Here is a 25,078-nt window from a genome sequence, read left to right on the forward strand (position 1 = left end):
ATCAGCATCGATCAGGGGGCGTAGTCGCTCCCTGACATGCACGGCATCGAGCTTCTCCAGCTGAAAGTCGGCATGCTGGCCGCTGCGATCCCGCACCACCAGGATAGGAATCTGCTCGGCAGACAACCCGCGTCGCTTCGCACTGCCTCCGCGCTTGCGAGGTAGGCGCGGCAAGTCTCGCTGCCCCTTGAAAGACTCCAGAAAGAAGGTTTCATCGGCCTCGACAATCCCGGACGCATGCTGGGCCTGGTGATCGGCGATCTGGGACAGGAACCGGTGTCGCCACAGGAAGGCGGTGTTCTTGCTGACGCCACAGTGTTTCGCCGCCCTGCGTACCGTCAGGCTCTGGGTCAACGCCTCGGCATAGTCTTGCCAGAGATGGCGCTTTCGCAGTCGCGCCATCGGTGTACCCGTCAATGGGTTGCTGGTTTTGCCGCAAAACTTGCAGCGATACCGTGGCAGGCCGCCATTGGAGCCCCACGGCTGTAACTCGCTGGACTGACAGTGCGGGCAGCTGCTGGGCGTGGCGATCATGTCCTGCGCAAGGCTGCCAGGTGCCGACAGGCATGCCTTCAACTGCTCACGCTGTTCTGGGCTGAGGCTGGAGAGCTGAGCGATCCATCGCGTGAACTGACTCGCTTTCATGATCCACCTCCCGCATGCAGAGACGTCATGATCAGCTTAGCCTGTTGCAACAGCTAACTCAGACATAGCCTTTCGATTTCTCCAGAACTTTCTTGGCTCTTACTAATTCTCGATCCAGCCCCCCCAAAGGCGAGCCGCGATAGCCACTCACGAACCCCGCTGTGCGAATGCCGGCGGATCGATCAAGTGCGGCCTGGGAGATGAGCAGCCTCACGAGCGTCTGCTGGCCGCTCAAAAAGATGCGCTCGTTTGGCTCCGCGATTTCTCGGGAATACATCGAGCTATTGTCATATTTTTGGATACGCAGCAATGAAGTCTCTGCTTCATCACACGTATTTCCCTGAACCGTCCCTTTGGACGTGCTGGAAGGGAGCTGATTGGGCTGAGGTCGTAGACGTTCTGGAACAATGGAATCTAAGTACAAAGTTTCAAATCCTTATGAAAACTTCAAATTACTAGTCTTTTTTAAAGTAATGCCCGGCGTTTTTCAAGGTAGTTGTCGCGTCGACCGTGTTTTCAGGCCGCCTGTTGCAGCGGCTGCTGTTCTTGTTCCCGCTCGTGTAGCGCCTGACCAGCGCTCCGGTGTGCGGCCACGGGCCTCCTGATACAGCGCATGCTGGCGAGCCAGTACGTTGCGATCCTCGCCTCGATGACGCTCTGCCGGCGTCACGAAGCGGATGCGGCTATGCCGGTGCTCGTGGTTGTACCAGCAGATGAAGTCCCTGACCCAGCTGCGCGCTGCCTCCAGGTCGGCAAAGCCCTGTTTCGGCCATTGCGGGCAGTACTTCAGCGTCCGGAACAGGGATTCCGAGTATGGGTTGTCGTCGCTCACCCGCGGGCGACTGTGCGAGGGCGTGACGCCCAGGTCGTACATCTTTTGCAGCAGGGTCACCGACTTCATCGGCGCGCCATTGTCCGAGTGCAGTATCGGCGGACTGAGCAGGCACTGTTCGCTGATCACGCTGCGTTGCAGCAGGTGTCATTTTCAGAAGACGACTGCACCAAGCAGTCAGAAGTCAATTGCACGTAAGCAATAGGATGGACTCTTCTCATCCCACTCTGGCGCGGGATGAAAATAAGTCTCATCCTCTTACAGGTTCTCTACCTGATTTCACCCTTCCATACAGCATCGCTGTATACCTTCTCGGCCAGCTCAATACCTCTTATGTTGGCTTGGGACTCCTGCATCCATCCTTGATATTTACTCCGTCGCAGCCAAGGCCATCCGCATCTCTGCAAGCGTCTCATCGTGTGTCCGCTCGAACCGCAACGGGGTGACGGCGATGCGGCCCGCTGCGACCGCAGCTGTCTCGGTTCCCTCAGCATCCTGTCGAGGAGACCGATGGAGCTGCAGCCAGTGATAATCGATGGTTCTTGGATCTGAGCGCGACACGACATCGACCCCGTCCAGCAGGCCGACACCCTGACAGGTCAGGGTCAGAGGGCCGGCGCGATCTGCAGGACAATCAGGGAAATTGACATTGAGACAGGTATTCCGGCTCCAATTCATCGCCGCAAGGGCTCGAATGACCTCGGGCGCCAGGGTCCGCGCCGTTTCCCAGGGAACCGCATTCCGATCACTGAAAGCCTGGCTCAATGCGATGGAGGGAATGCCAAGAAGCATGCCCGTCATGGCGGCACCGACAGTACCGGAGAATACCGTCTCCACACCAAGATTTGCGCCACGATTGACACCGGAAAGAATCATCTCCGGTAGCTCGCCAGACATCAGCTGACGTACACCCATCACAACGCAGTCTCCGGGTGTCCCAAGGACGGCGAAGCGCCTTTCACCTTTCCGCCTGACACGCAGCGGCTCATGAAGGCTAAGTGAATGCGATGTGCCACTCTGGTCGTGTTCCGGCGCAACCACCCAGACCTCCCGCGCCAAGGTGGCGGCGACCTGCTCCAGAACGTGCAATCCCGGCGCGTCGAATCCATCATCGTTGGTCAGCAAAACACGCTCGAAAATCTGACCTGCCTTCAGCATGAGCTTTTCTCCTGGCAGCGGTTGAGAAGTATGTGACTTGACTGGCAGCAACCCTACCCACGTGGATCACCCTGATGGGCAACGGTTGACCAATTGCTACCATCTCATAGCTATGTAATCATAGAGAAATGAATTTAGAAAAATCTCTCAATGTCGCTCGATTTCGGCGTCAGCTAACCCGCTTGACGCGACGTTTGCGTCAAGAGGCTCAGAACGAGCCTGAATCGTGGACTCGCATGCTGGTGATCAGTGCCATTGATCGGCTTGGCGATGGCGTAACCCCATCGATGCTGGCGGCGTCGGAGAATATGCGCTCCTCCAATCTCGCGGCTGTGTTGCGTGAACTTGAGGCATCCGGCCTGATTATCCGTACACAGGATGCCCTGGATCGTCGCAAGGTGCGTGTTCGACTAGCCGACGCCGGACGGCATGTTCTGCAGCTCAGCCGTCAACGCCGCGACGACTGGTTGACGGCAGCAATGATGGCATGCCTGACTGGCGAGGAACGCGAGCGTCTCATCAACGCCGGAGAGTTTCTTGAACGGCTCGCTGCCTATTCAGATCAGATCAGCAGTTGAGAGACGGGAGGAGGAAGTTCTGCAGCCGTGGCACAGGGCCGTTCTGAGCCACTTATTAAATTCTCCCAAGTAGCTTCATGCCGTCGGGCCTCAGCTCTCCTTTTGGCGAAACATGCCGATACAGGGTTTGTCGGGTAATGTCTAGCTCGGCACATAGGGCCGTCACTTTTGTCTCAGGCTGCCCCATCGCCGCCATCGCCAAACGCAACTTGGCTGCCGTCATCTTGAAGGGGCGGCCACCCTTCCGGCCGCGCGCCCGCGCCGAAGCTAACCCAGCTACCGTCCGTTCAGAAATCAGCTCCCGCTCAAACTCAGCCAGTGCCGCGAAGATCCCGAACACTAGCTTACCTGCCGCCGTGGTGGTGTCGATGGCCGCACCGTGCCCGGTGAGCACTTTCAGTCCTATACCACGGGCGGTCAGGTCGTGAATGGTGTTGATCAGATGGCGAAGGTTGCGCCCAAGGCGATCCAGTTTCCAGACCACCAAGATGTCACCTTCACGCAGGGCCTTCAGACATGCAACTAATCCGGGCCGATCATCCTTCCGCCCGGAAGCCATGTCCTCATAGAGATGAGCTGCCATCACGCCGGCAGCGATCAGTGCATCGCGCTGCAGGTCAGTGGATTGGGAGCCGTCCGCCTTCGATACCCGCATATAGCCGATCAGCACCGTCTCACCTGTCATATATACGTTGGTTTTTTGGACGGCTGGGGCAGTAATGTTCAGTTGCAGAAAGCGTGAGCCCGCGCTGATGGAATGCAAGCCGGTGCGGCTGAATGCAAGCTCGTTCACAACTAATGTGAGCCCGAAGGTGCCCGTCAGGCGCAGTTAATCTGAGCCGGAAATAGCGTTGATTGCGAGCCCGGCCGTTTTCGATTGCAAGCCCTTACATCTAGCAGGCCGTTGAAAAAAGCCAGAGCCCAACCGGCTCTGGCAAAATGCTCTCATCCTCTTCATGCAGCCCCAACTCAAGCCGATGCGTGGACTCGACCTCAAGCAAGACGAGCTGTTCAGCTACACGACGCTGGAACAGCGCATCCCCAGCGATCATCCGCTGCGCCCACTGCGCAAGCTCGTCGATACCGTCCTGGCCTCGATGGATCAGGACTTCGACGGCTTGTACTCCACGCGGGGGCGGGCCTCGATCGCACCCGAGCGGCTGTTGCGCGCCTCGTTGCTCCAGGTGATCTACACGGTCCGCTCGGAGCGACAGCTGGTCGAGCAGATCGACTTCAATCTATTGTTTCGCTGGTTCGTCGGCCTGTCGATGGACGAGCCGGTGTGGGATCACTCGACCTTCAGCCAGAACCGCGACCGGCTGTTCAACCAGGAGGTGGCGCGCCTGTTCTTCCAGCGCATCAAGTCGCTGGAGCAGTGGCCCGGGTACGCCAGTGACGAGCATTTCAGCGTGGACGGCACGCTGATCGACGCCTGGGCTTTGCACAAGTCTGGAATGCACCGAGTTCAACGGGCAGCCGAAGTCGAGGTCGCGCTGGCCATGCTGGAGCGCACGGCCAAGCCGGGTCGCCCGCTCGGGGCGGACAAGCACTATGACCAACAGGCCTTTGTCTAGGATGCGTGCAAACTGAAGGTGACGCCGCATGTGGCGCGCAAGGAAAAGGGCAGCGCCATCGACGGACGCACGACGGTATGCGATCAGCCTGGAGCTCCGCAAGCGGATCGAGGAAAGCTTTGGCTGGCTGAAGACGGTGGGAGGGCTGCATAAAACCAAGCTGATCGGTCGGGCAAAGCTGAGTGCCCAGTTGCTGCTGGGTTTCTCAGTCTATAACCTGATCCGCCTGGAGAGTGAGTGAACCGCCCCGCTTTTGTCGATCGTTACGGTCTCCGGTTCACCGTTGCGATCGATTGCACGGGCCAAGAATCGTCGAGCGGCTGCCTTATCGCGCCTGGCGCGGAGCGGAAAGTCGACGGTGTTGCCTGCTTTATCGACGGCCCGGTACAAGTACTTCCATTGCCCGCGGGGGCATCGAGCTTCGCTGACTTGCTCAACAGCATAGACGAATGAAGCAGTGACACATGGGTGGCGTTGGAACCAATATTGGTAACGTTATCCAAAGAGAATGATGACGGACAGGACTAATGACGTTGTTGTAGCAGTTTGCGAGGATATGGATATTCAATTTCAATTCTGGGCGGCTATGTCTCTTGTGGCCATGATTGGCATAGTCTGGCAAGGAACACGCTAGTGCGGTTTCAACCAATATCCTGTTCAAGCGGAAGGAGCTGGGCGGTTTCCAATGGTCGTTGCAACATCCCCAGATTGGAGGTGTTGGATGGGACGACCACGAGGTTGGGCAACAGAGCGGACGGGGCGGCCACCGATGCGGTCGCCAGGTCGGCCGAGCGTCAATCAACGAGAAGCCCGGCAGGCGTTTTGGGAGCATATTGCTGCAGGATTGTCGAGTGAGGACGCAGCATTGGCGAGTAGCTGTGGGTACCCGCTGGTTTCGCGAAGCGGGGGGGAGTGCCACAGGGCTGCTTGGGTCCGCATTGGGGACGTTACCTATCGTTTACCGAGCGAGAGGAAATTGCACTGTTGAGAGCCCAGCGGTGCGGGTTCGTGAAATTGCCCGGCAGTTGGGTCGATCGCCATCGACGGTCTCGCGTGAGCTACGCCGTAATGCCGCAACTCGCGGCGGGCGCAGGGCGCTCGAGCGGTCATTTTCAGAAAACGCAACTCGATCAAGGGGCAATGCCGATCTGGACCGGGGGCTGTATCGCTACCAGCATCTGCTCGAGAACGCCTTTGCGAGGCTGAAGCATTACCGTGCGGCGTTCCGCTACGACAAGCTGAAGCGAAATTACGAGAGCATGGTAGCCATGGCTCTGTGGGTTTCTATGGCTCCTCATGTGAATCGTCAACAGGCCCTAGCGAAAAATGCACAAGCCTCATGACTGCTCGTTTATCACACGTCATTGCAACTTGCCGGTAGGTCATGCGGAGCATCCAGGCGGGTCTGGAGCTGCTCGGCAAAGGCCTGTGCCTCCGTCTGGCTACGAAATGTAATCGTGTAGCCGTCCAGTCGAACTATCCAAGCAGCTTTGGATTTGCCCTGCACTTCTTCTATCTCGACTTTCATCCATAACATTCCGAGAAAGATCAAAGGGGTGATGATACTAATGTACTCATGGCCCTTTGATAATTTCAATACGAGCCATCTAAATCAAGGGTTTCAGCTTGCCAAGAGCCATTTCGCCCCATTTGAAAGGCTTGCTGAGCACCCGTTGTGGGCCTCAATGTATTCACTCCAACCAAGCTACCAGCAAGATGTCATCAGGCGGTCAACACGAACTGCTAAGAAGCAGTGCATTTACGCTCCCGCGCAGCAGGCGCAACCCATATACCTCCAGCGAGCGTGCATGAACCACAGCATCGTCCAGAACCGCCAGGATTCCGACCTGTTTGGCCTGCTCTACGGGTTTCGCTTTCGCCCTGGCGAATGCGGCCAGGAGATCGACTCGGCGACGGCGCTCGACCACCTGCAGCATTCCCGCGATTCCGCTGAGTTCCTCTGGCTGCACCTGAACCTGGCGCATGCCGCCTGCGAGCGCTGGATGAGGACTCATCTGGAATTGCCAGAGTATTTCTTCGAGACGCTGCGCGAGGGTTCCCGCTCCACCCGTATCGAACACGTTGACTCGGTGCTGCTGGCGGTGGTCAACGACGTAGTGTTCAACTTCGGTCTGGTCTCCTCGGACATCGCAACCCTCTGGGGCTGCGCGCGCAGAAATCTGCTAGTTACCGTTCGCTTGCAGCCACTGCGCTCGGTGGACAAGCTGCGCTCCTCGGTGAAGCACGGCGAACACTTTCGCTCGCCACTGGAACTGCTGGTGCACTTGCTGCGCGATCAGGGCGACATCCTCACCCAGATCGTCCGCGAGACCAGCACCGGCGTCGACCGTATCGAGGATCAGCTGCTCTCCCTACGTCTCTCCGACAACCGCGCCGAACTTGGCGCCATGCGCCGCGTGTTGGTGCGGCTGCAGCGTCTGCTGGCGTTGGAGCCGGGCTCGCTGCTGCGCCTACTCAACCGGCCTCCGCAATGGCTGCAGGAGGAGGACGTGCAGGAGCTGCGCGAATCCACTGAAGAGTTTTCTCTGGTGATCAGCGACCTCATGGCCCTTGGCGAGCGGATCAAGCTGCTGCAGGAAGAGATCGCCGCCAAGCTCGGCGAGCAGACCAACCGCACCCTGTTCACCCTCACTGTGGTCACAGTACTGGCACTGCCGATCAATATCACCGCGGGATTCTTTGGCATGAACGTCGGTGGTGTTCCGCTGGCGGACGATCCCGAGGGCTTCTGGATCCTGGTTGCGTTAGTCGTCACTTTCACTGCCCTGGCCGGGCGCTGGGCCTTCCGCAAGCGCAACGATCAGTGAGCAGAGGTTGTGGCGCCCCCTAGCATCGGTGCTCTCCACTTACCTGCGAGACCCACGATGCCAGTGAGCAACGACACGTTGATTCGCCGCATCCAGCGCGAATTACTCGACCACAGCGACTAGGAGCCAGCCCTTTCAAGGTGTTTTCTTGCAAGCTATTGATTTTCTTTGTTCTGCCACTGTGCTTTATGTAGTGAGATCATGCGTAACTGCTTGATTTTCAAGGTTGCTTTTGAACACCTTGAAAGGGCTGGCATCGAGACCCAATCAATGCACATCGACAACGTGACAGTACCCTCTTGCGGCCCGCCCGGCCTCAGCGAAACAGCATATCGAACGGAATCTCTCCGAAGGCATCCGCCCGTTGCTGCTTGCGCTCTTCCTTGAGCCAGCGCTTCAGCTCTCTCGGATCCTCCAGCAGCTCGCGCTCCGCCTTCATGAAGGCGACATCCTCGTGCAGCAGGCGAAGCTGGTCCTGCAGCTTGCGCCCCAGGTTCGTGGGGCTGACCTTGTCGAGTGGATCGAGGTCGAACTGCGCCTTGAATGCCTGCTCGAGCGCCCGCACTTCGTCCTGCAGCTCCCGCAGCTGTTCGTCGAGCACCCGGTTGTAGTGCCTGAGCCGGTCCTCGGCCAGGTTGGCGATGTGATCCCGGTCGATCTGCTCCACCTCGAGCTGCAGCTGCAGCAGGTCGAGCAGGTTGCCCTTGTCGTAGGCCTGGTTGACCCGCTGCATCAGCCCGGTCTTGCGTTCGCGCTCGGCCGCATCGGTTTCGCGGTCGGGGTGCAAGGCACTGGCCAGCTTGCGGTAGACCTCGCGCACGGACTGCCCCGCCTGGGCCTCTGCCTCCTCCCGACGCACCTGCTGCGCGGACTTCCTGGCGGTGCCGCCCAGGCCCTTGCGCGGTGCGGGCTGCTCCGCCTGCGCCTGCAGCTTCTCGAACAGCCGTTGGGCGACGTTCTCGTGGGAGTCGAGGTCGAGATCGTCGCCGAGGTCGATGCCGAATGCCTGCTCCATCGCGTTCTTGAGCAGCTCGTTTTCCCCCGGGCATCGCGGTCGAAATCGCTACCGCTGTGCTTGTTGTACAGCGCCTTGAGCGCCTCGTCCCCATCATCGCCAATCAGAGAAGAAGCCAGCTCGCAGATCAGCTCGCCCAGCGTGCGACGGTCGGTCTTGGTCAGCTTGAGGCGCTCGCCGGACTGATCGAGGAAGAAGACGAACTCGCGATTCCGCGCGCGGTACTCGTCGAGCAGCGGCTTGAACTCGCCGCTCCAGCGCTCCTGGCAGAGCGGCAGCGCCGCCTGCCAGGCGGCGAGCAGCTTGCGCTGCTTCTCGATCCGGCCGATCAGGCTGTTGAATTTCTTCTGGGCCCCCGATAGGGGCTTGCCGGATTGCCCGGCGATGGAAAGCGAAAGGGGCTTCGGACTGGTCATCTCTGTACTCGAGGGGATAAGGAACGCCCCGGCTATTCTCGGCGAGACGGATAAGGTTCGTCTCGCCCCCGATTCGCCTCGCGAGCCAGGGCTGGGAGGCTCAGCATGCCCATACTGTCACGTCGATCCTGAGTGATCCCCATCAATTTTCCAGAAAAATCAAAGTGGTATGGCTTGAAGAGGCCTGCATGGGCGGGCACGTTGGTTGTCGCCAAACTGACCGATGTCCCCCTACCCATGCAGACCGTCCAATTCTTGCACGATGCCTTCGCCAAGGCACTCCTCACGATCCATGCCCGCCGTCTCGAAGCCCTGATGGCCGCGGTGGCCGCCCTGCTGCAAGGCCGTAGCCTGAGCCTGACCGCGCTGGGGCGCTTCCTGCCCGGCTTGACCTGGGCATGCCATCAAGCAGGTCGACCGCCTGCTCGGCAATCGGCAGCTGCAGGCCGAGCGGGGGTTGTTCTACTGGGCCATGCTCCGCGCCCTGCTGGGCTCGCTCAAGCATCCCCTGATCCTGATGGACTGGTCGCCGATCGATGCCGCCGGCACGCTGTTCCTGCTGCTCGAGGCACTCGCGGCGATGCTGCCAGCCAGATGCACGCCCCTCCTGGTCACCGATGCCGGCTTCCGGCGGCCCTGGTTCCAGGCCGTCGAAGCCATGGGCTGGCATTACGTCGGCCGCGTGCGCAATCGCGACCTGTGCCGGTTCGGCGAGCAGCCCTGGCCGCCGGTGAAAAGCCTGTACGCCCTGGCCTCGGCGTCGCCGAAACGGCTCGGTTGCCTCGAGATGACCCGCTCGGCGCCCTGGTCCACCCCACTCTACGCGGTGAAGCATGCGCCGCGGGGGCGCAAGCATCGGCGCGTCACCGGGACCGTGGCCCGGGACAAGCGCAGCCGGCAAAACGTGCAGCGCGAAAGCGAGCCCTGGCTGCTGGCCAGCAACCTGCCCGAGGGGCAGTGGAATGCCGCGCAGGTCGTGGCGATCTACCAGCGGCGCATGCAGGTCGAGGAAGGCTTCCGCGACCTGAAGAGCCCTCGGCTGGGGTTCGGCCTGGAGCTGCATCGAAGCCGCTGCCCGCGGCGCATCGAGATCCTGCTGCTGATTGCCGTGCTGGCCAACTACGCGCTGGGTCTGCAGGCGCGAGAGGCGGGGGCACGAGCGAGCGGCGCTTCCAGAGCAACAGCGTCAAGGACAAGCACGTGCTGTCGCTGTGGCGGCTGGGACTGGAGTATGCACGTACTTATGCGGGAGACATTTCCCCAGAGAGGCTGCGGGAGCTGGAGCTGGCCCTGCGGCGGGAGGTCCATCGGCAAGCGCAGGAACTCGGGTGATTTTGTGGGGATCACGCAGGCGCCGTACCGTCTCGTAGGTCAGCTTGATGCCACGCAGCCAGCAGCTCTCCGACCATGCTCAGGCTCAGGGGGAAACGGTAGTACAGCCACATCGCATAGCCGATCACCTCAGGCAGAGGCGGTAACCGGCATAGGAAATGGCGTCGCAGGCAGGTATGGTGAATCGTTTCATATTCGGAATTATCGCCGCATCTCCATCAACCTGCCAATAACGTGACAGTACCCCCTATAATTGACTGCTTGCCGCTCGAGCCTCTTTGGCCCCTTCATCCGGAGACGAGTACAACTGCGCTCCCCAGGGCCGGACGGCGCGCTTCTGCCATTGAGACACCTGAATCATGCCCCAAAAGCTAGCTGAGAGTTTCCCCTTCATTGCCGCCATCGACCTTGGCTCCAACAGCTTCCACATGGTGCTGGCCAAGGCCGACCGGACCGAGATCCGTTTGCTCGAGCGGCGAGGCGAGAAAGTCCAGCTCGGCGCCGGGCTCGACGACCAGCGCCAGCTCAGCGAAGAAGCCATGGAGCGCGGACTCGACTGTCTGCGCCGCTTTGCCCAGCAGATCAACGGCCTGCCGAAGGGGGCGGTGCGCATCGTCGCCACCAACGCGCTACGCGAGGCACGCAACCGCAACGAATTCATCCGCCGCGCCAACGAGATCCTCGGCCATCCGGCGGAGGTGATTTCCGGCCGCGAGGAGGCACGCCTGATCTATCTCGGCGTCTCCCACACCCTGCCCACCGCGCCCGGCAAGCGGCTGGTGGTGGACATCGGCGGCGGCAGCACGGAATTCATCATCGGCGAGAACTTCGAACCGCTGCTGCGCGAGAGCCTGCAGATGGGCAGCGTCAGCTATACCCGCAACCACTTCGCCGACGGCAAGATCACCCCGGCCCGCTACACTCGGGCCTATACTGCGGCACGCTTGGAACTGATGGCCATCGAGAATGCCCTGCATGGCCAAGGCTGGCAGGAGGCGGTGGGTTCCTCGGGTACCATACGCACGATCGGCCAGGCGATCCAGGAGGGCGGCTACAGCAACGGCGAAGTGACTGCCGAAGGCATCGCCTGGCTGAAGCGCAAGCTGTTCAAGTTCGGCGACGTGAGCAAGCTGGACATGGACGGCATCAAGCCGGATCGCCGGAGCATCTTCCCCGCTGGCCTGGCGATCCTGGAGGCAGTGTTCAACGCCCTATCGCTGCAAACGATGACCTACTCGGACGGCGCCCTGCGCGAGGGCGTACTCTACGACCTGCTCGGCCGCCACCATCACGAGGACGTCCGCGAACGCACCCTCGGCTCGTTGATGGAGCGCTATCACGTCGATCTGGAACAGGCTGCACGGGTCGAGACCAAAGCGCTGTCGGCGCTGGAGCAGGTCGCCGAAACCTGGGGCTTGGAGGACGACAGCCACCGCGAACTGCTCAGCTGGGCGGCACGCGTGCACGAAGTCGGCCTGGACATCGCCCACTACCAGCACCACAAGCACGGCGCCTACCTGATCGAACATTCCGACCTGGCCGGTTTTTCCGGCAAGGACCAGCAGATGCTGGCCCTGCTGGTGCGCGGTCATCGACGCAACATCCCGCGGGACAGGTTCGCCGAACTCGGCAGCGAGGAAGGCGACAAGCTGATACGCCTGTGCATCCTGCTGCGCGTCGCGATCCTCTTCCACCACATCCGTGGTACCCAGCAGATGCCCCGGGTACAGTTCAGCGCCGGCGAACGCGAGCTGGAGCTGATCTTCCCCGAGGGTTGGCTGGACGCCAACCCGCTGACCCAGGCCGATTTCGAGAAGGAAGCCGAATGGCTGAAGCGGGTCGGCTACCGCATTCAGGCGCGCTAAGCGGCGTGCCCAACAGATCGCCCTCTCAGCGCAAGCCGATGAGGGGGCTGCTCAGCTTCTCCAGCAGCATTGCCTGGACATTGCGCGGATTCTGGTTGCCGCTCGGGGTGTTGCGCAGGTAGCTGCCATCGGGCTGCAGCTGCCAACTCTGGGTGTTGTCGCCGAGACAGGCCTCCAGCTCCTTCCTCACCCGCAACATCAACCTCCGGCCCTCCACCGGGAAACAGGTTTCAACGCGCCGATCGAGATTGCGCTCCATCCAGTCGGCGCTGGACAGATAAAGCTTCTCCTCGCCGTCGTTGAGGAAATAGAAGACCCGCGTGTGCTCGAGGAAGCGACCGATGATCGAGCGCACCTGGATGTTGTGCGATACGCCGGGGATGCTCGGGCGCAGACAACACATGCCACGCACGATCAGGTCAACCCGTACCCCGGCCTGGCTGGCCCTGTACAGCGCACGGATCATCTTCGCGTCGGTCAGCGAGTTGATCTTGATGATGATGTGCGCCGGCCGGCCCTCGCTGGCATGCCGGGTCTCCCGGGCGATCATGTCGAGCAGGGTCTTCTTCAGGGTGAAGGGCGCATGCAGCAGCTTCTTCATGCGCAGGGTCTTGCCCATGCCGATCAACTGGTTGAACAGCTTGGAGACATCTTCGCAGAGTGCCAGATCGGCGGTCAGCAGGCTGTAGTCGGTGTACAGCCGGGCATTGCCGGTGTGGTAGTTGCCGGTCCCGAGGTGCGCGTAGCGGCGCAGCTCGCCGTTCTCGCGACGCAGGATCAGCATCATCTTGGCGTGGGTCTTGAACCCGACCACGCCGTAGATGACCACCGCGCCGGCCTGCTGCAGGCGGCTGGCCAGCTGCAGGTTGGACTCCTCGTCGAAGCGCGCGCGCAGTTCGACCACCGCGGTGACTTCCTTGCCGTTGCGGGCCGCCTCCACCAGGGCATCGACGATCTCCGAATTGGCCCCGGAGCGGTACAGCGTCTGCTTGATCGCCAGCACGTGGGGGTCCTTGGCCGCCTGGCGCAGCAGATCGACCACCGGCGTGAAGGACTCGAACGGATGCAGCAGCAGCATGTCCTGCTTGCCGATCACGTCAAACATGTTCTCGCTGTTCTGCAGCGCCTTGGGAATCACCGGGGTGAAGGGGGCGTGCTGTAGTTCCGGGTGGCTGTCCAGGCCGGTGATGCTGAACAGGCGGGTCAGGTTGACCGGACCATCGATCCGGTACATCTCCGCCTCGGACAAGCCGAACTGCTTGAGCAGATAGGCGATCAGGTGCTGCGGGCAGGTGTCCACCACCTCCAGGCGTACCGCATCGCCGAAGCGCCGGGAGTACAGCTCGCCGCGCAGGGCGCGGGCCAGATCCTCGACATCCTCGTCCACCGACAGATCGGCGTTGCGGGTCAGGCGGAACTGGTAGCAGCCCTTGACCTTCATGCCCTGGAACAGGTCGTCGGCATGGGCATGGATCATCGAGGAAAGGAACACGAAGTTGTCGCCGGGACCGCCCACCTCTTCCGGAATGCGGATCACCCGCGGCAGCAGGCGCGGCGCCGGCAGTATGGCCAGACCGGAATCGCGACCGAAGGCATCCAGCCCCTCCAGCTCGACGATGAAGTTCAGGCTCTTGTTCACCAGCAGCGGGAAGGGGTGCGTCGGATCGAGGCCGATCGGCGTGATGATCGGCACGACCTCCTCGCGGAAGTAGCGACGCACCCAGGCCTTGATCTTGGACGTCCAATGCCGGCGGCGAATGAAGTTGATCTGGTGTTTGGCCAGCTCGGGCAGCAGCACCTCGTTGAGGATGGCGTACTGGCGGGCCACCAACTCGTGCACCTGCTCGCTGATCCAGGGCAGCGCCTGATGCGGCTGCAGGCCGTCGGCGCCGGCCAATTCGCGGGCGAAGGCGACCTGCTTCTTCAGGCCGGCGACACGGATCTGGAAGAACTCGTCGAGATTGCTGGAGAAGATCAGCAGGAACTTCAGCCGCTCGAGCAGCGGATAGGACTCGTCCAGCGCCTGCTCCAGCACACGAGCATTGAACTGTAGCTGGGACAGCTCGCGATGAATGTACAGGCTGGTATCGTCCAGACTCGGCAGCGGCCCCTCCGCAACCGGCTCGGTCAGCTTGGGTTCCGCTTCCTGCAACTCGTCGAGCGGCTCTTGCGCCGCTTCGGCGTCTAGCAAGGCATTGTCGTTGAGACCTTCTGTATTCATCTGACCTTCCCGGGAAGTTTAGTGCCCTTGTTTCAGCAGTTCCGCCGCCTGCCGGGCAAAGTAGGTGAGGATGACTGTCGTCAGCTCGCGCTGGATGCTCCGCAGCTGGCGTCGCCATCGCGCATCCGCCCGGCATTCGAGGTCGTCGACCTTCTGGCGCGCGCGAACTCGCCGCGCAGCAGGGCGAACAGGGTAGATTTGCCGGGGCACCGTTGGCGGCCCGTGAGGCCGACCTTCTGGCCGGCGTGCAGGGTCAGCTCGGCGCCCGTCACAAGCGCCTGGCTGGAACGCCTAGAGGAACCCAGCGGCAACGACCACGACGCGTTGCAAACCTTGCGCGCTGAGGCCCTGGCGGACTAGGAGGCGTCCGGCTCGTCCTTCACGGACGGAGCGCTGGCGGTGGCGGTGGCCGGCGTAGCCTTGGCCGCTGCGGTGGAGCGGCCAAGGCGCACCGCCGGCTTGCGTGGAGCAGGCTTGGCGGCTGGCTCCTTGGGGGCGGCTTCCTTGGAAGCGTCCGACTTGGCGCGACTGGCAGGCGCCCTCGCCTGCGTAGCCCCAGCTGCCTTGGCGGCAGTCGTGCTGGCGGCTCTTGCTTTCGGCTTCTCTGCTGCCGGAACCGGCGCTTCCTGCGGGGCGGACAGCGCCTCGGCGGCGGCCTCCCCGACACCCTGTGCCAGCTCAAGAGCCTTCCGGGTATCCTCGCGCAGCCGGCTGATGTAGTCACGGGTTTCGGTCTGGCGCGCCTGGAGGTCGTCGAGCAGCGACTCCAGCTCATCTATCGCCTGCTGGGCCTTGGCCTGAACCTTGGCCTTGCCGGCCAGAGCAGCATCCTGCCGCTTGGTACACGCCTCGTGCAATTTTTCCTGGGCCTTGCCCCGCCGCTTTTCCTGCTTGGCCAACACCTTCTCGGCATCCTGCAGTGCCTGAGCGCAGGCCTCCTCCAAGTGGACAAGCATGCTCTGCGACAGCTGCTGCAGTAAATGTAGGGGGGTTGTGACGGGGGGCTTCTTGGCTGCCACGGCATGACTCCTGGCAAAAATAATCTATCATAGTAGCCTTTTTGCAGGGAAGACCGCTAGTGGGCACCTCTAACAGGGCAATCGCATGAACGGATGCGCCTGTAGCTTCAAGCGGCTTCAGCCCGGGGAAACACGACGTTCACGGCCGGTCTGCGGCTGGGTGGCCTGACGGCCCCGCTGATCCTCGACGGCGCGATGAGTGGCCCGGCCTTCCTGGCCTATGTCGGGCAGGTCTTGGTTCCCGAGCTGACACCTGGCTATAACGATGCCCTGCCCGACAAGAGCCTGAAGACCGATGAGCTCTACCAGGCCATCGCCATCGGCTATGCCGCGACCTGGCCGAGGGCAAGGTGCAGCCCTTCCCCTTCGCTTCCCGGCTGCTGCGCGACGGCCCGGCGGGCGACCGCGGGGGCATTGCGGTGCTGCGTGCTGGACCGGGCGAGCGGGACTAGGTGCTGGTCGTCAAGAACAGCGCCCAGGGCATTTCGACAAGCTGGGCTGGATGCTCTACGACGACGGCGCCCCGGTGGTCACCGACTATGGCGCGGCGCGCTTCCTCAACATCGAATCCAAGGAGGGTGGCCGCTACCTGAGAGAACCAGAGCTGGGCCAGGCAGACCGTCGCCCACAACACCCTGGTGGTGAACGAAACCAGCCACTTCGATGGCTAGTGGAAGCTGGGCGAGACGATTGCCCCCAGGCAGATATTCTTCTCGGCAGACGGGCCGACCCGGGTGAGCACCGCGGAAATCGAGGGTGCCTATCCCGACGCGCGCTTCCGCCGCACCCTGGCGCAACTGTCGATAGACGGCCTGGCCAGTCCCGTGGTCGTCGACCAGCGGCGCGCCCGGGGAAGCCGGCCGGCGCAGTACGACTTGCCCCTGCGCTACGCAGGACATATCACCGAGGTGGGCTTCCCCCTCCAGTCGAACCCGGCGGATCGGCCGGTGCTGGGCAAGGCCAACGGCTATCAGCATCTGTGGGTGGATGCGACAGGCACGCCGGAGGCCGGCAATGCGACGCTGACCTGGCTCAACAATCAGCGCTTCTATACCTACCGCATGCTGCCGCCTGAGGGTGTGAAGATCATCCTGGCCGAGAGCGGCGCCAACGACCCGAACTTCAACCTGCGCCGGGAACCCGTGCTGATCCAGCGCCTGAGCAGTGCCACCGACGCCACCTTCGTGTCCGTGCTCGAGCTGCATGGTTTCTATGACCCGGCTGGGGAGACCGTCACCGACAGCAAGAGCTGCATCGCCGCACTGCGCCATTTCCCATTTCCGTGTGACGGATGCCGACATCGTCGTCCTCGAACTGACCGACGGCCGGACGGTGACGCTGGCCGTGGCGGACGAGGCGGACGAGGCGGACGCAGCGAAGGTGCATCAGGCCGTGGTCGACGGGAAGGCGCTCGGCTGGACCGGTCATGTTGGCCGCTTCGACGAGCGGACGGCCGGGGAAGCGCGGCAAGAGGTGGCATCCGGGCTGCGCCCGTAACGGCAGCCCTCGGTCGAACCAGGCCTCGCCCTGCCGGGCGCGGCCTGTGGCATTGCCGGCCCACTGTCTGGCAGTCCGCCTCAGGGCCGCCCCACCAGCACCTTCAGGCGCGCGCGCGGGCCCCTCGCCCGCAGCAGGTCACGGCCCAGCTCCAGCCAGCCGTACAGGGCGATGCGCAGCGGGTTGTAGCTGTGCAGCGGCCTGGTGAGGCCATAGCGGATGGGGATCTCCGGACGGTGTTCGACGAAGGTGCCGAACAGCCGGTCGAAGACGATCAGCACGCCGCCGTAGTTACAGTCCAGGTATTCCCGATTGCTGGCGTGGTGCACCTTGTGGTGGGTGGGCGTGTTGAGCACCCATTCCAGCGGGCCGAGCCGGGGCATCCAGGGCGCATGCACCCAGAACTGGTAGAGCAGGTTGAGCGTCACCGCGGCCGTCACCGCCAGCGGCGGGAAGCCCAGCCAGACCAGCAGCACGTAGAACAGCCCGTTGCCGGTCAGCTTGCCGGTCCAGCCCAGGCGCAGGGCGGCGGCCAGGCTCAGCTGGTTGGGCGAATGATGCACCGTGTGGCTGGCCCAGAACCAGCGGACCCGGTGCGCCATCCGGTGATACCAGTAATAGAGGAAGTCCTGGCCGAGGAACAGGGCGACGAAGGCCACCGGGGTGGACATCTCCAGGGTCTGCAGGCGGTACTCCCAGGCCAGCACGAAGAGGGGCGCCACCAGGGAAAGGCCCAGGGCGTCCACGCCGCGGCGGATCAGCGCGTCGGCGAACGAGGCGGCGCTGGCCCGCCAGTCGTAGGAGCCCGGCCGGAGCAGGCTGCGCACCAGCCCCTCGACGCAGGCGATGCCGATCAGCACGAGGAAGGCCGCGGCGAACCAGGGCAGCGCCTGCGGCCCCAGGGTGTCGCGTATCGCTTCGCTGGACATGGCGGCTCCTCCCTACTGGTCGCCCTTGCGCCGGGCCATCCGCTCCCGGGCGAAGGCTCCGACCTGCTTCAGGCTGACCGAGCCCTGCCCCTTTGTGTCGATCGCCGCGAAGTGGCGGGACACGAAGGGCATGCCGGCCTCGGCCTCCTCGGCGCTCAGACGGCCGTCGCCGTCGCCGTCGCCGCGGGCGAAGCGTTGCTGCAGTTCGGCCTGCAGGCGTTCGCCGCGGGCCGGCTTGGCGAGGGCGGCGCCGGCCGTGGCGAACAGGGCGCAGGCGAGGATGACGGGGATGAAAGGGCTACGCATGGCGTTTCTCCTGTGAAAGGCTCTGGAAGGGGTTAGCGCGAGGGGCAGGCGATGCTGGCGCCGCTGGCGTCCAGGCAGGCGACGCTGCGGGTCAGGCCGCCGTCCCGGCTGTAGCTGGTGCTGCCCTGCACGCTGTTGCCGGTGGCCGCGTTGCTGAAGCTGGTGGAACGGCTCTGGCTCAGCCCCGACTCGGCGGTATAGGTCAGCCCGCCGTTGCTCTGCAGGCTGCTGCCCTGGCTGCCGGTGGCGGACAGGCTGCGTTCGCTCTGCCGGCTGCCGTCGTCGCTGCGCGAACGGCTGGCGCCGCGGGCGGCGCTGGCGTTGCCCTGGCCGTCGGCGACCATGACGCGGCCGCGCTGCAGGCTGCCGCGCTGCCCCGCGTGGCGCTCGATCTGCGTGGCGCTGCCGCCGCCCTGGCTGTTCGTGCGGACCACGCGGCGCTCCCCGGCCTGGGCGTCGGCGAACGCTAGGCCGGCGGACAGGGCGAGCAGGGCGGCGAAGATGGGTGACAGAGATTTCATGGGATGGACTCCTCTTGAGTGGACGCCGTCGTCTGGCGGCGGAAGTCACTATCGGCGGGAGCCATGAGCGAACCATTGCCGGCGCCGGGCAATGCGTGACAATCGGTGAGCGGCAGGCGCTTCTGTAACCCTTTGTCATGGATTCCCGCCTCGCCGTGGGTGGCTCCTGCGTCACCCTCATGGCGGAACCGACGGGAGAGAGGAAATGGGCGAGGCCCTGGGAAGAATTCTGGTGGTCGACGACGAGCACGACCTGCGCGCGCTGCTGCAGCGCTATCTCAGCGACCAGGGCTATGCGGTGCGCACCCTGGACGGCGGCCAGCGACTGGAGCACCTGCTCGGCCGCGAGCGCTTCGACGTGCTGGTGCTCGACGTGATGATGCCCGGCGAGGACGGCCTGTCCCTGTGCCGGCGCCTGCGCGCGCAGGGCGAGACCATTCCCATCGTCATGCTCACCGCCCGCGGCGATCCGCTGGACCGCATCATCGGTCTGGAGATGGGCGCCGACGACTACCTGCCCAAGCCCTTCAACCCGCGCGAGCTGCAGGCGCGCATCGAGGCGCTGATCCGCCGCCAGCGCATGCTCGGCGCCCACAGCGGCCCGCTGCCGGGCGACGGGCGGATCGGCTTCGGCCCCTTCAGCCTGCACCTCGGCGAACGGCGCCTGAGCCGTGACGGCCGCGACATCCCCCTGACCAGCGGCGAGTTCGCCCTGCTCCAGGCGCAGGCCCGGCATCCACGACGGCCCCTCGGCCGCGACCGGCTGATCGAGCTGAGCCGCGGCCGCGACCACGAGGCCAGCGACCGCAGCATCGACGTGCAGGTCATGCGGCTGCGCCGGGCGATCGAGGACGATCCGGCGCAGCCGCGCTACATCCGGACGGTCTGGGGGCTGGGCTACGTGTTCATGCCCGACGGCCGCGCGGAGGAGCGCCAGCCATGAGGCTGCTGCCGCGCAGCCTGTTCGGCCGCAGCCTGCTGCTGATCGCCCTGCTGATCCTGCTCGGCCAACTGGGCAGCGCCCTGCTGGTCCGCCGGCTGATCGTCGAGCCGCGCCTGGAACTGATCTCCACCGGTGCGGTGCGCAATGCCACGGCTCTCCGCGCCAGCCTGTCGAGCCTGCCGCCGGCGCAGCGCGAGGCCTTCGTCGCGCAGTTCAACCGCCAGGTGCTGGGCGGACGGAACGTCGCCGACGACATCGCGCCGCCTGCACCGCTGCTGCCACTGGAGCGCGACTTCGCCCGCCGCCTGGCCGCGCGCCTGGCTGGCGATGGCCTTGAGCTGCGCTGGCTGCGCGAGGCCGGCGGCGGCCCGGTACTGCGTTTGCGCCTGGAGGGCGAGGCGCTCTGGCTGGCGCTGCCCGGCATCCTGCCGGAGCGCCTGTTCACCGGTACCTGGCTGCTGGCCTCGCTGGGTGCCGGGCTGCTGGCGCTGGCCGGCGCCCTGGTGATCCAGCGCCGGCTGAACCGCCCCCTGGCGCGCGTGGTGCAGGCCGCCGAATGCCTTGGCCGGGGCGGCGAGCCGGAAGCGCTGGACGAAACCGGCCCGGAGGAAACCGGCCCGGAGGAAACCGCCAGCCTCAGCCGCAGCTTCAACCGCCTGCACGACAGCCTGGCGCGCAACGAACGCGAGCGCGCCCTGATGCTGGCCGTCCTCTCCCACGACCTGCGCACGCCGCTGGCCAAGCTGAGCCTGGGCGTGGAGATCCTCGCCGGCCGCGACGAGCCCGAGGTGGCCGCCAGCCTGCGGCGCAGCATCGCCGAGATGGACGCACTCGTCGGACAGTTCCTCGACTTCGCCCGCGACAGCCGCGAGGAGCCGGCGGTGCTCGGCGAGCTCGACGTCCTGGCCCGGGAAGTGGCGGCCGCCTACGCCGACCACGGCCAGCCGCTGCAGCTGGAGCTGGGCGCGCCGCTGCCGCTCCGGCTGCGCCCGGCGGCGCTGCGCCGGGCGCTGACCAACCTGCTGGAGAACGCCTGGCGCCACGGCCACCCACCGGTGCGCCTGCGCAGCAGCATGGACGGCGACAGCGCCTGGCTCGAGGTGATCGACAGCGGTGCAGGCCTTGGCGGCGTGTCCGGCGACGAGCTGAAGCAGGCCTTCCGTCGTGGCGAGAGCGCCCGCGGCGGGACGGCGGGCGCCGGCCTGGGTCTGGCCATCGTCGAACGCATCACCCGCGAGCACGGCGGTAGTCTGGAACTCTCCGAACAGCCTGGTCCGGGGCTACGGGCAAGGATCAGTCTGCCCCTGCGAAACGGCTGATCCGGGCTGGCGCCTGAAAAAGCATGGAAACTCTTTCAGCCAGCCTGTCGGTCTTTCCGGTCCCTTCGCGCTCAATACACCGCCGGCACGAAAATCTCCTTGGCCTGGGGGGCACGCAGGTAGTCCAGGTGGTAGACGCGTTCGGGCAGGGCGATGGCCGGGCGGTCGACTTCGCCGTAGGGCACCTGGCCGAGCAGGTGATGGATGCAGTTCAGCCGCGCCCTTTTCTTGTCCACCGCCTCGACGATCCACCAGGGCGCCTCGGCGATGTGGGAGCGCTCCAGCATGACCTCCTTGGCGCGGGTGTAATGCTCCCAGCGGCGGCGCGATTCCATGTCCATCGGACTCAGTTTCCACTGCTTGAGCGGATCGTGGATGCGCATCAGAAAGCGTTTCTGCTGCTCGTCGTCGGTGATCGAGAACCAGTACTTGACGAGGATGATGCCGGAGCGAACCAGCATCCGTTCGAACTCCGTGACGCTGCGGAAGAACTCCTCGTATTCCGCGTCGGTGCAGAAGCCCATCACCTTTTCCACGCCGGCGCGGTTGTACCAGCTGCGGTCGAAGAGCACGATCTCGCCGCCGGCGGGCAGGTGGGACACGTAGCGCTGGAAGTACCACTGGCTGCGCTCGCGCTCGCTCGGCGCAGGCAGCGCCGCGACGCGGCAGATGCGGGGGTTCAGGCGCTGGGTGATGCGCTTGATGACGCCGCCCTTGCCGGCGGCGTCGCGTCCTTCGAACAGCACCACGAGCTTGAGTTTCCTGTGCTGGACCCAGTCCTGGAGCTTGACCAGCTCGCCCTGCAGCCGCAGCAGCTCCCGGAAGTAGATACGCCGGTCGAGGTCGATGCCGGTCTGCCGGGCGGCGGCGGTGCCGGCGACCAGCGCTTCCAGGCGCTGGTCGTCGAGCTCCATTTCCAGCTCTTCGTCGAGGCTGTCGAGCATCTCGGCATAGAGCTGCCGGGAAAGGGTATCGGACGAGTGGATAGGGTCATCGGTCATGGGAAATCCTCCCGGTATGGCGCGCTATGGCTGCTTGAGCGGATGGGAAAGGCGAGCCTGGTGGGCCCGCCTCGCTTGCTCCATGGATTGGCGTGCGGATCAGAAGATGCTCCTCAGCACCACGAAGGCGATGGCGCTCAGGATGGCTGCCGCCGGCAGGGTGATCACCCAGGCCAGGGCTATGGGCTTCATGAGGTCCCAGTTGTTCTGCCGGTTGACCAGGCCGATCCCGAGTACGGCGCCGATCAGGATATGGGTGCTGGAGACGGGCAGACCAAGCAGCGAGGCCAGCATCACCACTGCCGCCGCCGCCAGTTCCGCGGTGAAGCCCGAGGCCGGGTGCATCTCGGTGAGGTTGGTGCCGACGGTCTGGATGACCTCCTTGCCGATGAACCACAGGCCGACGATGAGCGCCACCCCGAAGGTGATCATCGCCAGGTGGGGAACCGCGGCCTGGCTGCCCATCTCGCCGGTGCGCAGCACGTCGAGGATGGCGGCGAAGGGGCCGATGGCGTTGGCGATGTCGTTGGAGCCGTGGCTGAAGGCGAAGCCCGAGGCGGTGAAGACCTGCATCCAGCTGAAGATCAGGAAGGTCGACTTGTCCAGTGATTCGCCCTTGAGGGTCTTGGCGAAGATGAGGGTGGTCATCCATACGGCGGCGCCGACCATGCCCATGATGAGGTAGTTGTGCAGGGTGGTGAGCCCCAGGTCGATGTTCTTGAGGCCCTTGAACAGCAGCATGGAGGAGATGACCATCGCCCCCAGCGCGGCGATCAGCGGCACCCAGTTTTCCAGCGCCCGGTGGGCATCGATTTCGCCGCGCTTCTGTTTGATGGCGTGCAGGCCGCGGTAGTAGTCGGACTCCAGATCCTCGGGGTGGAAGTTGTGATCGCTCATCACGTCGGCATCGCGCGCCATGGCGTGGGTATAGGCGATCTGCTGGAGTTCGGAGAGGCGCTCGAAGGCTTCCTTGTGCTGTTTCTTGTAAGTCTTCTTCTCCTGGCGGAGGCTCTTGAGCTGTTGATCCATCTCGTCGTTGTAGACCAGGACGTGCCGCTTGATCAGCGAGAACAGCAGGTAGGAGACGGCGCCACCCAGCACCGGCGAGAGCACCCAGGACACGGCGATCTCGCCGATCTTGCCCCATTTCACCAGGGCGAGGGCTGATTCCGCGCCGTCGAGCATGACGCCCAGGACGATGGAGCTGCCGACGATCGCGCCGATGATCGAGTGGGTGGTGGAAACCGGGTAGCCTTTCTTGGTGGCGAACAGCAGCCACAGCGCCGCGGCCACCAGCGCCGACATCATGATGTAGACGAAATCCATGGGCGTCACCGCCATCCCGGACAGGTCGACGATGCCGCTGCGGATGGTGCTGGTGACCTCGCCGCCGGCGATCACCGCGCCGCTCACCTCGAACACCGCCGCCACCAGCAGGGCCTGCTTGATGGTCAGGGTGCCCGCGCCGACACTGGTGCCGAAGGCGTTGGCCACATCGTTGCCGCCGATGTTGAAGGCCATGAAGACCCCGAACAGCGTCGCCAGGATGAACAGCATGACCTGGCTGTGGTTGGTGTAGTCGAGCCCCCAGTACATGAAGTAGGCGGTCATCGCGATAAAGCCGATGGCGAAGAACAGACTGAGGGGGGAAAGACCGGCAACGCCGAGCGATGCCGGGCCGGCGGGTGTCGGATTGACCGACGAAGCGTGATGGGACATGACTCTCTCCATAGGGGAATAACGTGTCGTACTGCTTCCCTGGCGCCTGCTCACGATCTGCTGCACATGGACCCTGCGACGTTGTAACGGATTTCAAGCGGCGGTCTGGCACCGGTGCCCGGCATGACGCTGCGGAGAGAGTGAAACGATTCACTTCCCGAAACGCCACGCCCTTGGACGATTGACTCGGTGTGGGCCTGGCTTGCCGGGTCCTGAACAGGCGCTTGCCACCCCAGCGGCAGGGCCTGGTGCTTTCGAAGGTTTTGCCTGAGACGGAAATCGACCGGGGCAGGGTATGGCTGAATGGTGAAAGAAAAATGACGGGCGAGTATGGCCGCGGGTCTTTCACCGGCTTCGGGAGGGCGCGCCAGGGCGATTTGCGCGGCCCTGGCGCCGCCAGCGAGCCTCCGGAATTCCCGGGGCGGTTCAGTTCACATAGAAAACTACCTGTGTGAATGCGCAGAGGACAACGGTGCACCATATCCGGGCCGGATTGACTGGGTAGTCGTCGGCGGCGAATCTGGCCCGAACGCGCGCCCCATGCACCCGCACTGGGCAACCAAGTCTGCGCGACCAATGTCTGGCGGCTGGCGTGCCCTTCCTGTTCAAGCAGTGGGGCGAGTGGCGCCCACCAGTGACCAGCGAGAGCTTTTCCACTGCAATGGGACGAGCGCAGCGCATTCCAGCCTTCATCGTCGTCCATGCCGGCACCGTGCACTGCTTCGAGAACGAAGCCACCGCGAATGGCGGCGAGGTGATGCTGCGCGTTGGAAAACGTGCCGCTGGACGCCTCCTGCAGGGCGAGCTGCATGACGCCTACCCGACCGAAGAGACAGCAGCATGCCGGTCCGCCGCCGTCGGACTGGACATGGCCCCAGAAGGCAACTGATCCCCCCTCAATGCCACAGCCCGCCCGCGCGCTGGGTGGGCAATCACGCGATTGGATCACCAGGATCAGGAAAGCACTCACGGTCTCTCAAGCCTAGCTAGCCCCGGCATCCCGAATCCCCCATCATTCCAGCGCAAGCTGGAATCCAGAGGGGACCGTAGTAGCGCTGGCTACTGGCTGGTCACTCCCCCTTGCCCTTCGGCCTGCTCCCCTGTGGGAGCGAACTCTGCTCGCGAAGTTTTCCGCTCCGAAATGCTCCAGATGCTGTGCCAATCGGTATGCCGCGAAGCGGCAGCCCAATTGCAGGCTGCGCCAGCTCCTGCAATGCCTTTGCCAGCAAATCCAATGGCGCTGACCGATAACCGCTGGCTCCCGGCCAAGGAATTCAGCACGGCCAGCGTCCAACCTACAGAACAATCAGCAGGAAGCGGCGATGTCGCCGGACAGACAGACACTGGAGAAAGCACGCGC

General features: G+C 63.9%; 21 protein-coding genes and 9 pseudogenes. 15 read left to right on the top strand and 15 right to left on the bottom strand.

The genetic code is table 11. The features are described 5' to 3' along the window. From ACYVD0_RS23560 to surE, 4 genes and pseudogenes are all read right to left on the bottom strand, one after another. Window positions 1-645, bottom strand: a 645-nt coding sequence (locus ACYVD0_RS23560) for an IS1595 family transposase (RefSeq protein ID WP_460429050.1), incomplete at its 3' end; no start/stop codon positions are given. Window positions 646-703: 58 nt separating this feature from the next. Further along, on the bottom strand, window positions 704-955 hold the full coding sequence (locus ACYVD0_RS23565; RefSeq protein WP_460429051.1) for a hypothetical protein: 252 nt from the start codon (window positions 953-955) through the stop codon (window positions 704-706). A 177-nt stretch (window positions 956-1,132) separates the two neighbouring features. After that, window positions 1,133-1,621: pseudogene (locus ACYVD0_RS23570) on the bottom strand (transposase); the annotation flags it as partial. Between the two features lie 225 nt (window positions 1,622-1,846). Further along, window positions 1,847-2,635: a 5'/3'-nucleotidase SurE gene (gene surE / locus ACYVD0_RS23575; protein WP_460429052.1), complete on the bottom strand. Its 789-nt coding sequence runs from the start codon at window positions 2,633-2,635 to the stop codon at window positions 1,847-1,849. Between the two features lie 236 nt (window positions 2,636-2,871). Between surE and ACYVD0_RS23580 the strand changes: the two genes are divergently transcribed. Further along, entirely contained in the window at window positions 2,872-3,213 is a 342-nt protein-coding gene (locus tag ACYVD0_RS23580; protein ID WP_460429053.1) for a MarR family winged helix-turn-helix transcriptional regulator, read from the top strand. A gap of 55 nt (window positions 3,214-3,268) precedes the next feature. On the opposite strand, the gene ACYVD0_RS23585 is transcribed toward ACYVD0_RS23580, so the two are convergent. Beyond that, a complete protein-coding gene (locus tag ACYVD0_RS23585) occupies window positions 3,269-3,883 on the bottom strand; it encodes a recombinase family protein (RefSeq protein WP_460429067.1) in 615 nt (204 codons plus the stop codon). A 307-nt stretch (window positions 3,884-4,190) separates the two neighbouring features. On the opposite strand from ACYVD0_RS23585, the pseudogene ACYVD0_RS23590 reads away from it, so the two are divergent. Beyond that, window positions 4,191-5,028, top strand: a pseudogene (locus tag ACYVD0_RS23590) (transposase). A 2-nt stretch (window positions 5,029-5,030) separates the two neighbouring features. Here the strand turns inward: ACYVD0_RS23590 and ACYVD0_RS23595 are convergent. After that, window positions 5,031-5,195: pseudogene (locus tag ACYVD0_RS23595) on the bottom strand (DDE-type integrase/transposase/recombinase); the annotation flags it as partial. A gap of 313 nt (window positions 5,196-5,508) precedes the next feature. On the opposite strand from ACYVD0_RS23595, the pseudogene ACYVD0_RS23600 reads away from it, so the two are divergent. Both ACYVD0_RS23600 and ACYVD0_RS23605 read left to right on the top strand, forming a co-directional pair. Next, window positions 5,509-5,905: pseudogene (locus ACYVD0_RS23600) on the top strand (helix-turn-helix domain-containing protein); the annotation flags it as partial. Then, a pseudogene (locus ACYVD0_RS23605) lies at window positions 5,875-6,089 on the top strand (IS5/IS1182 family transposase); the annotation flags it as partial. The pseudogenes ACYVD0_RS23600 and ACYVD0_RS23605, both read left to right, overlap by 31 nt. Before the next feature lie 52 nt (window positions 6,090-6,141). On the opposite strand, the gene ACYVD0_RS23610 reads toward ACYVD0_RS23605, so the two are convergent. Then, window positions 6,142-6,315 carry a hypothetical protein gene (locus ACYVD0_RS23610; protein WP_175559870.1) on the bottom strand — a complete coding sequence of 58 codons (174 nt, stop codon included), beginning with the start codon at window positions 6,313-6,315 and terminating at the stop codon, window positions 6,142-6,144. 280 nt (window positions 6,316-6,595) lie between these two features. Between ACYVD0_RS23610 and ACYVD0_RS23615 the strand changes: the two genes are divergently transcribed. Beyond that, window positions 6,596-7,615 carry a transporter gene (locus ACYVD0_RS23615; RefSeq protein WP_136887971.1) on the top strand — a complete coding sequence of 340 codons (1,020 nt, stop codon included), beginning with the start codon at window positions 6,596-6,598 and terminating at the stop codon, window positions 7,613-7,615. Between the two features lie 316 nt (window positions 7,616-7,931). On the opposite strand, the gene ACYVD0_RS23620 is transcribed toward ACYVD0_RS23615, so the two are convergent. Next, on the bottom strand, window positions 7,932-8,630 hold the full coding sequence (locus ACYVD0_RS23620; RefSeq protein ID WP_460429054.1) for a J domain-containing protein: 699 nt from the start codon (window positions 8,628-8,630) through the stop codon (window positions 7,932-7,934). A gap of 56 nt (window positions 8,631-8,686) precedes the next feature. Here ACYVD0_RS23620 and ACYVD0_RS23625 point away from each other — a divergent pair, with 56 nt between their 5' ends. The 3 genes and pseudogenes from ACYVD0_RS23625 to ppx all read left to right on the top strand — a co-directional run bounded on the left by ACYVD0_RS23625 (window position 8,687) and on the right by ppx (window position 12,243). Then, a complete protein-coding gene (locus tag ACYVD0_RS23625; protein ID WP_460429055.1) occupies window positions 8,687-8,992 on the top strand; it encodes a hypothetical protein in 306 nt (101 codons plus the stop codon). A 634-nt stretch (window positions 8,993-9,626) separates the two neighbouring features. Further along, window positions 9,627-10,235, top strand: a pseudogene (locus ACYVD0_RS23630) (IS4 family transposase); the annotation flags it as partial. A gap of 502 nt (window positions 10,236-10,737) precedes the next feature. After that, the gene (gene ppx, locus ACYVD0_RS23635; protein ID WP_460429056.1) at window positions 10,738-12,243 is read left to right on the top strand and encodes an exopolyphosphatase; all 1,506 of its coding nucleotides are present in this window, start codon (window positions 10,738-10,740) and stop codon (window positions 12,241-12,243) included. 25 nt (window positions 12,244-12,268) lie between these two features. On the opposite strand, the gene ppk1 is transcribed toward ppx, so the two are convergent. Then, window positions 12,269-14,464: a polyphosphate kinase gene (gene ppk1, locus ACYVD0_RS23640; RefSeq protein WP_460429057.1), complete on the bottom strand. Its 2,196-nt coding sequence runs from the start codon at window positions 14,462-14,464 to the stop codon at window positions 12,269-12,271. 356 nt (window positions 14,465-14,820) lie between these two features. Next, complete coding sequence (locus ACYVD0_RS23645) at window positions 14,821-15,420, bottom strand: AlgP family protein (protein ID WP_460429058.1); 600 nt, start codon at window positions 15,418-15,420, stop codon at window positions 14,821-14,823. 195 nt (window positions 15,421-15,615) lie between these two features. Here ACYVD0_RS23645 and ACYVD0_RS23650 point away from each other — a divergent pair. The 3 genes and pseudogenes from ACYVD0_RS23650 to ACYVD0_RS23660 form a co-directional block, all read left to right on the top strand. Beyond that, window positions 15,616-15,741 (top strand): annotated as a pseudogene (locus tag ACYVD0_RS23650) (IS630 family transposase); the annotation flags it as partial. 365 nt (window positions 15,742-16,106) lie between these two features. Further along, window positions 16,107-16,154 (top strand): annotated as a pseudogene (locus ACYVD0_RS23655) (hypothetical protein); the annotation flags it as partial. A gap of 613 nt (window positions 16,155-16,767) precedes the next feature. After that, window positions 16,768-16,980, top strand: coding sequence for a hypothetical protein (locus tag ACYVD0_RS23660; protein WP_460429059.1), 213 nt, complete (start codon window positions 16,768-16,770; stop codon window positions 16,978-16,980). An 80-nt stretch (window positions 16,981-17,060) separates the two neighbouring features. Here ACYVD0_RS23660 and ACYVD0_RS23665 read toward each other — a convergent pair whose 3' ends face one another. Genes ACYVD0_RS23665 through ACYVD0_RS23675 form a run of 3 tightly spaced genes read right to left on the bottom strand, consistent with a single transcriptional unit; the run spans window position 17,061 to window position 18,736 of the window. Beyond that, the gene (locus ACYVD0_RS23665; RefSeq protein ID WP_460429060.1) at window positions 17,061-17,909 is read right to left on the bottom strand and encodes a sterol desaturase family protein; all 849 of its coding nucleotides are present in this window, start codon (window positions 17,907-17,909) and stop codon (window positions 17,061-17,063) included. A gap of 12 nt (window positions 17,910-17,921) precedes the next feature. Further along, a complete protein-coding gene (locus tag ACYVD0_RS23670) occupies window positions 17,922-18,215 on the bottom strand; it encodes an EF-hand domain-containing protein (RefSeq protein WP_460429061.1) in 294 nt (97 codons plus the stop codon). 32 nt (window positions 18,216-18,247) lie between these two features. Continuing rightward, window positions 18,248-18,736, bottom strand: coding sequence for a hypothetical protein (locus ACYVD0_RS23675; RefSeq protein WP_460429062.1), 489 nt, complete (start codon window positions 18,734-18,736; stop codon window positions 18,248-18,250). A gap of 205 nt (window positions 18,737-18,941) precedes the next feature. Here ACYVD0_RS23675 and ompR point away from each other — a divergent pair, with 205 nt between their 5' ends. Both ompR and ACYVD0_RS23685 read left to right on the top strand, forming a co-directional pair. Next, window positions 18,942-19,679 (top strand): response regulator transcription factor family protein, encoded by a 738-nt coding sequence (ompR, locus tag ACYVD0_RS23680; protein ID WP_460429063.1) that lies wholly within the window; start codon window positions 18,942-18,944, stop codon window positions 19,677-19,679. After that, the gene (locus tag ACYVD0_RS23685; RefSeq protein WP_460429064.1) at window positions 19,676-20,998 is read left to right on the top strand and encodes a two-component system sensor histidine kinase family protein; all 1,323 of its coding nucleotides are present in this window, start codon (window positions 19,676-19,678) and stop codon (window positions 20,996-20,998) included. Before ompR ends, ACYVD0_RS23685 begins: the two co-directional genes overlap by 4 nt. 71 nt (window positions 20,999-21,069) lie before the next feature. Here ACYVD0_RS23685 and ppk2 read toward each other — a convergent pair whose 3' ends face one another. Further along, complete coding sequence (gene ppk2 / locus ACYVD0_RS23690) at window positions 21,070-21,999, bottom strand: polyphosphate kinase 2 family protein (protein ID WP_460429065.1); 930 nt, start codon at window positions 21,997-21,999, stop codon at window positions 21,070-21,072. A gap of 99 nt (window positions 22,000-22,098) precedes the next feature. Next, complete coding sequence (locus ACYVD0_RS23695; RefSeq protein WP_460429066.1) at window positions 22,099-23,718, bottom strand: inorganic phosphate transporter; 1,620 nt, start codon at window positions 23,716-23,718, stop codon at window positions 22,099-22,101. Window positions 23,719-24,048: 330 nt separating this feature from the next. Between ACYVD0_RS23695 and ACYVD0_RS23700 the strand changes: the two are divergent. Together ACYVD0_RS23700 and ACYVD0_RS23705 are read left to right on the top strand one after the other, a co-directional pair. Further along, window positions 24,049-24,258: pseudogene (locus ACYVD0_RS23700) on the top strand (hypothetical protein); the annotation flags it as partial. Further along, window positions 24,239-24,607, top strand: coding sequence for a DUF5131 family protein (locus tag ACYVD0_RS23705; protein WP_460429068.1), 369 nt, complete (start codon window positions 24,239-24,241; stop codon window positions 24,605-24,607). The pseudogene ACYVD0_RS23700 and the gene ACYVD0_RS23705, both read left to right, overlap by 20 nt. The last annotated feature ends 471 nt before the right edge of the window (window positions 24,608-25,078 follow it).

It is taken from the genome of Azotobacter armeniacus, from assembly GCF_054779355.1.

Bases quoted from the DNA above. Each gene is read 5' to 3' on its own strand.
- ACYVD0_RS23645 (WP_460429058.1), bottom strand. From the start codon at position 15,420: ATGCTTGTCCACTTGGAGGAGGCCTGCGCTCAGGCACTGCAGGATGCC.
- ACYVD0_RS23620 (WP_460429054.1), bottom strand. From the start codon at position 8,630: ATGGAGCAGGCATTCGGCATCGACCTCGGCGACGATCTCGACCTCGAC.
- ompR (WP_460429063.1), top strand. From the start codon at position 18,942: ATGGGCGAGGCCCTGGGAAGAATTCTGGTGGTCGACGACGAGCACGAC.
- ACYVD0_RS23670 (WP_460429061.1), bottom strand. From the start codon at position 18,215: ATGCGTAGCCCTTTCATCCCCGTCATCCTCGCCTGCGCCCTGTTCGCC.
- ACYVD0_RS23580 (WP_460429053.1), top strand. From the start codon at position 2,872: ATGCTGGTGATCAGTGCCATTGATCGGCTTGGCGATGGCGTAACCCCA.
- ppk1 (WP_460429057.1), bottom strand. From the start codon at position 14,464: ATGAATACAGAAGGTCTCAACGACAATGCCTTGCTAGACGCCGAAGCG.
- ACYVD0_RS23615 (WP_136887971.1), top strand. From the start codon at position 6,596: ATGAACCACAGCATCGTCCAGAACCGCCAGGATTCCGACCTGTTTGGC.
- ACYVD0_RS23610 (WP_175559870.1), bottom strand. From the start codon at position 6,315: ATGAAAGTCGAGATAGAAGAAGTGCAGGGCAAATCCAAAGCTGCTTGG.
- ACYVD0_RS23695 (WP_460429066.1), bottom strand. From the start codon at position 23,718: ATGTCCCATCACGCTTCGTCGGTCAATCCGACACCCGCCGGCCCGGCA.
- ACYVD0_RS23675 (WP_460429062.1), bottom strand. From the start codon at position 18,736: ATGAAATCTCTGTCACCCATCTTCGCCGCCCTGCTCGCCCTGTCCGCC.
- ppk2 (WP_460429065.1), bottom strand. From the start codon at position 21,999: ATGACCGATGACCCTATCCACTCGTCCGATACCCTTTCCCGGCAGCTC.
- ACYVD0_RS23665 (WP_460429060.1), bottom strand. From the start codon at position 17,909: ATGTCCAGCGAAGCGATACGCGACACCCTGGGGCCGCAGGCGCTGCCC.
- ACYVD0_RS23685 (WP_460429064.1), top strand. From the start codon at position 19,676: ATGAGGCTGCTGCCGCGCAGCCTGTTCGGCCGCAGCCTGCTGCTGATC.
- ppx (WP_460429056.1), top strand. From the start codon at position 10,738: ATGCCCCAAAAGCTAGCTGAGAGTTTCCCCTTCATTGCCGCCATCGAC.
- surE (WP_460429052.1), bottom strand. From the start codon at position 2,635: ATGCTGAAGGCAGGTCAGATTTTCGAGCGTGTTTTGCTGACCAACGAT.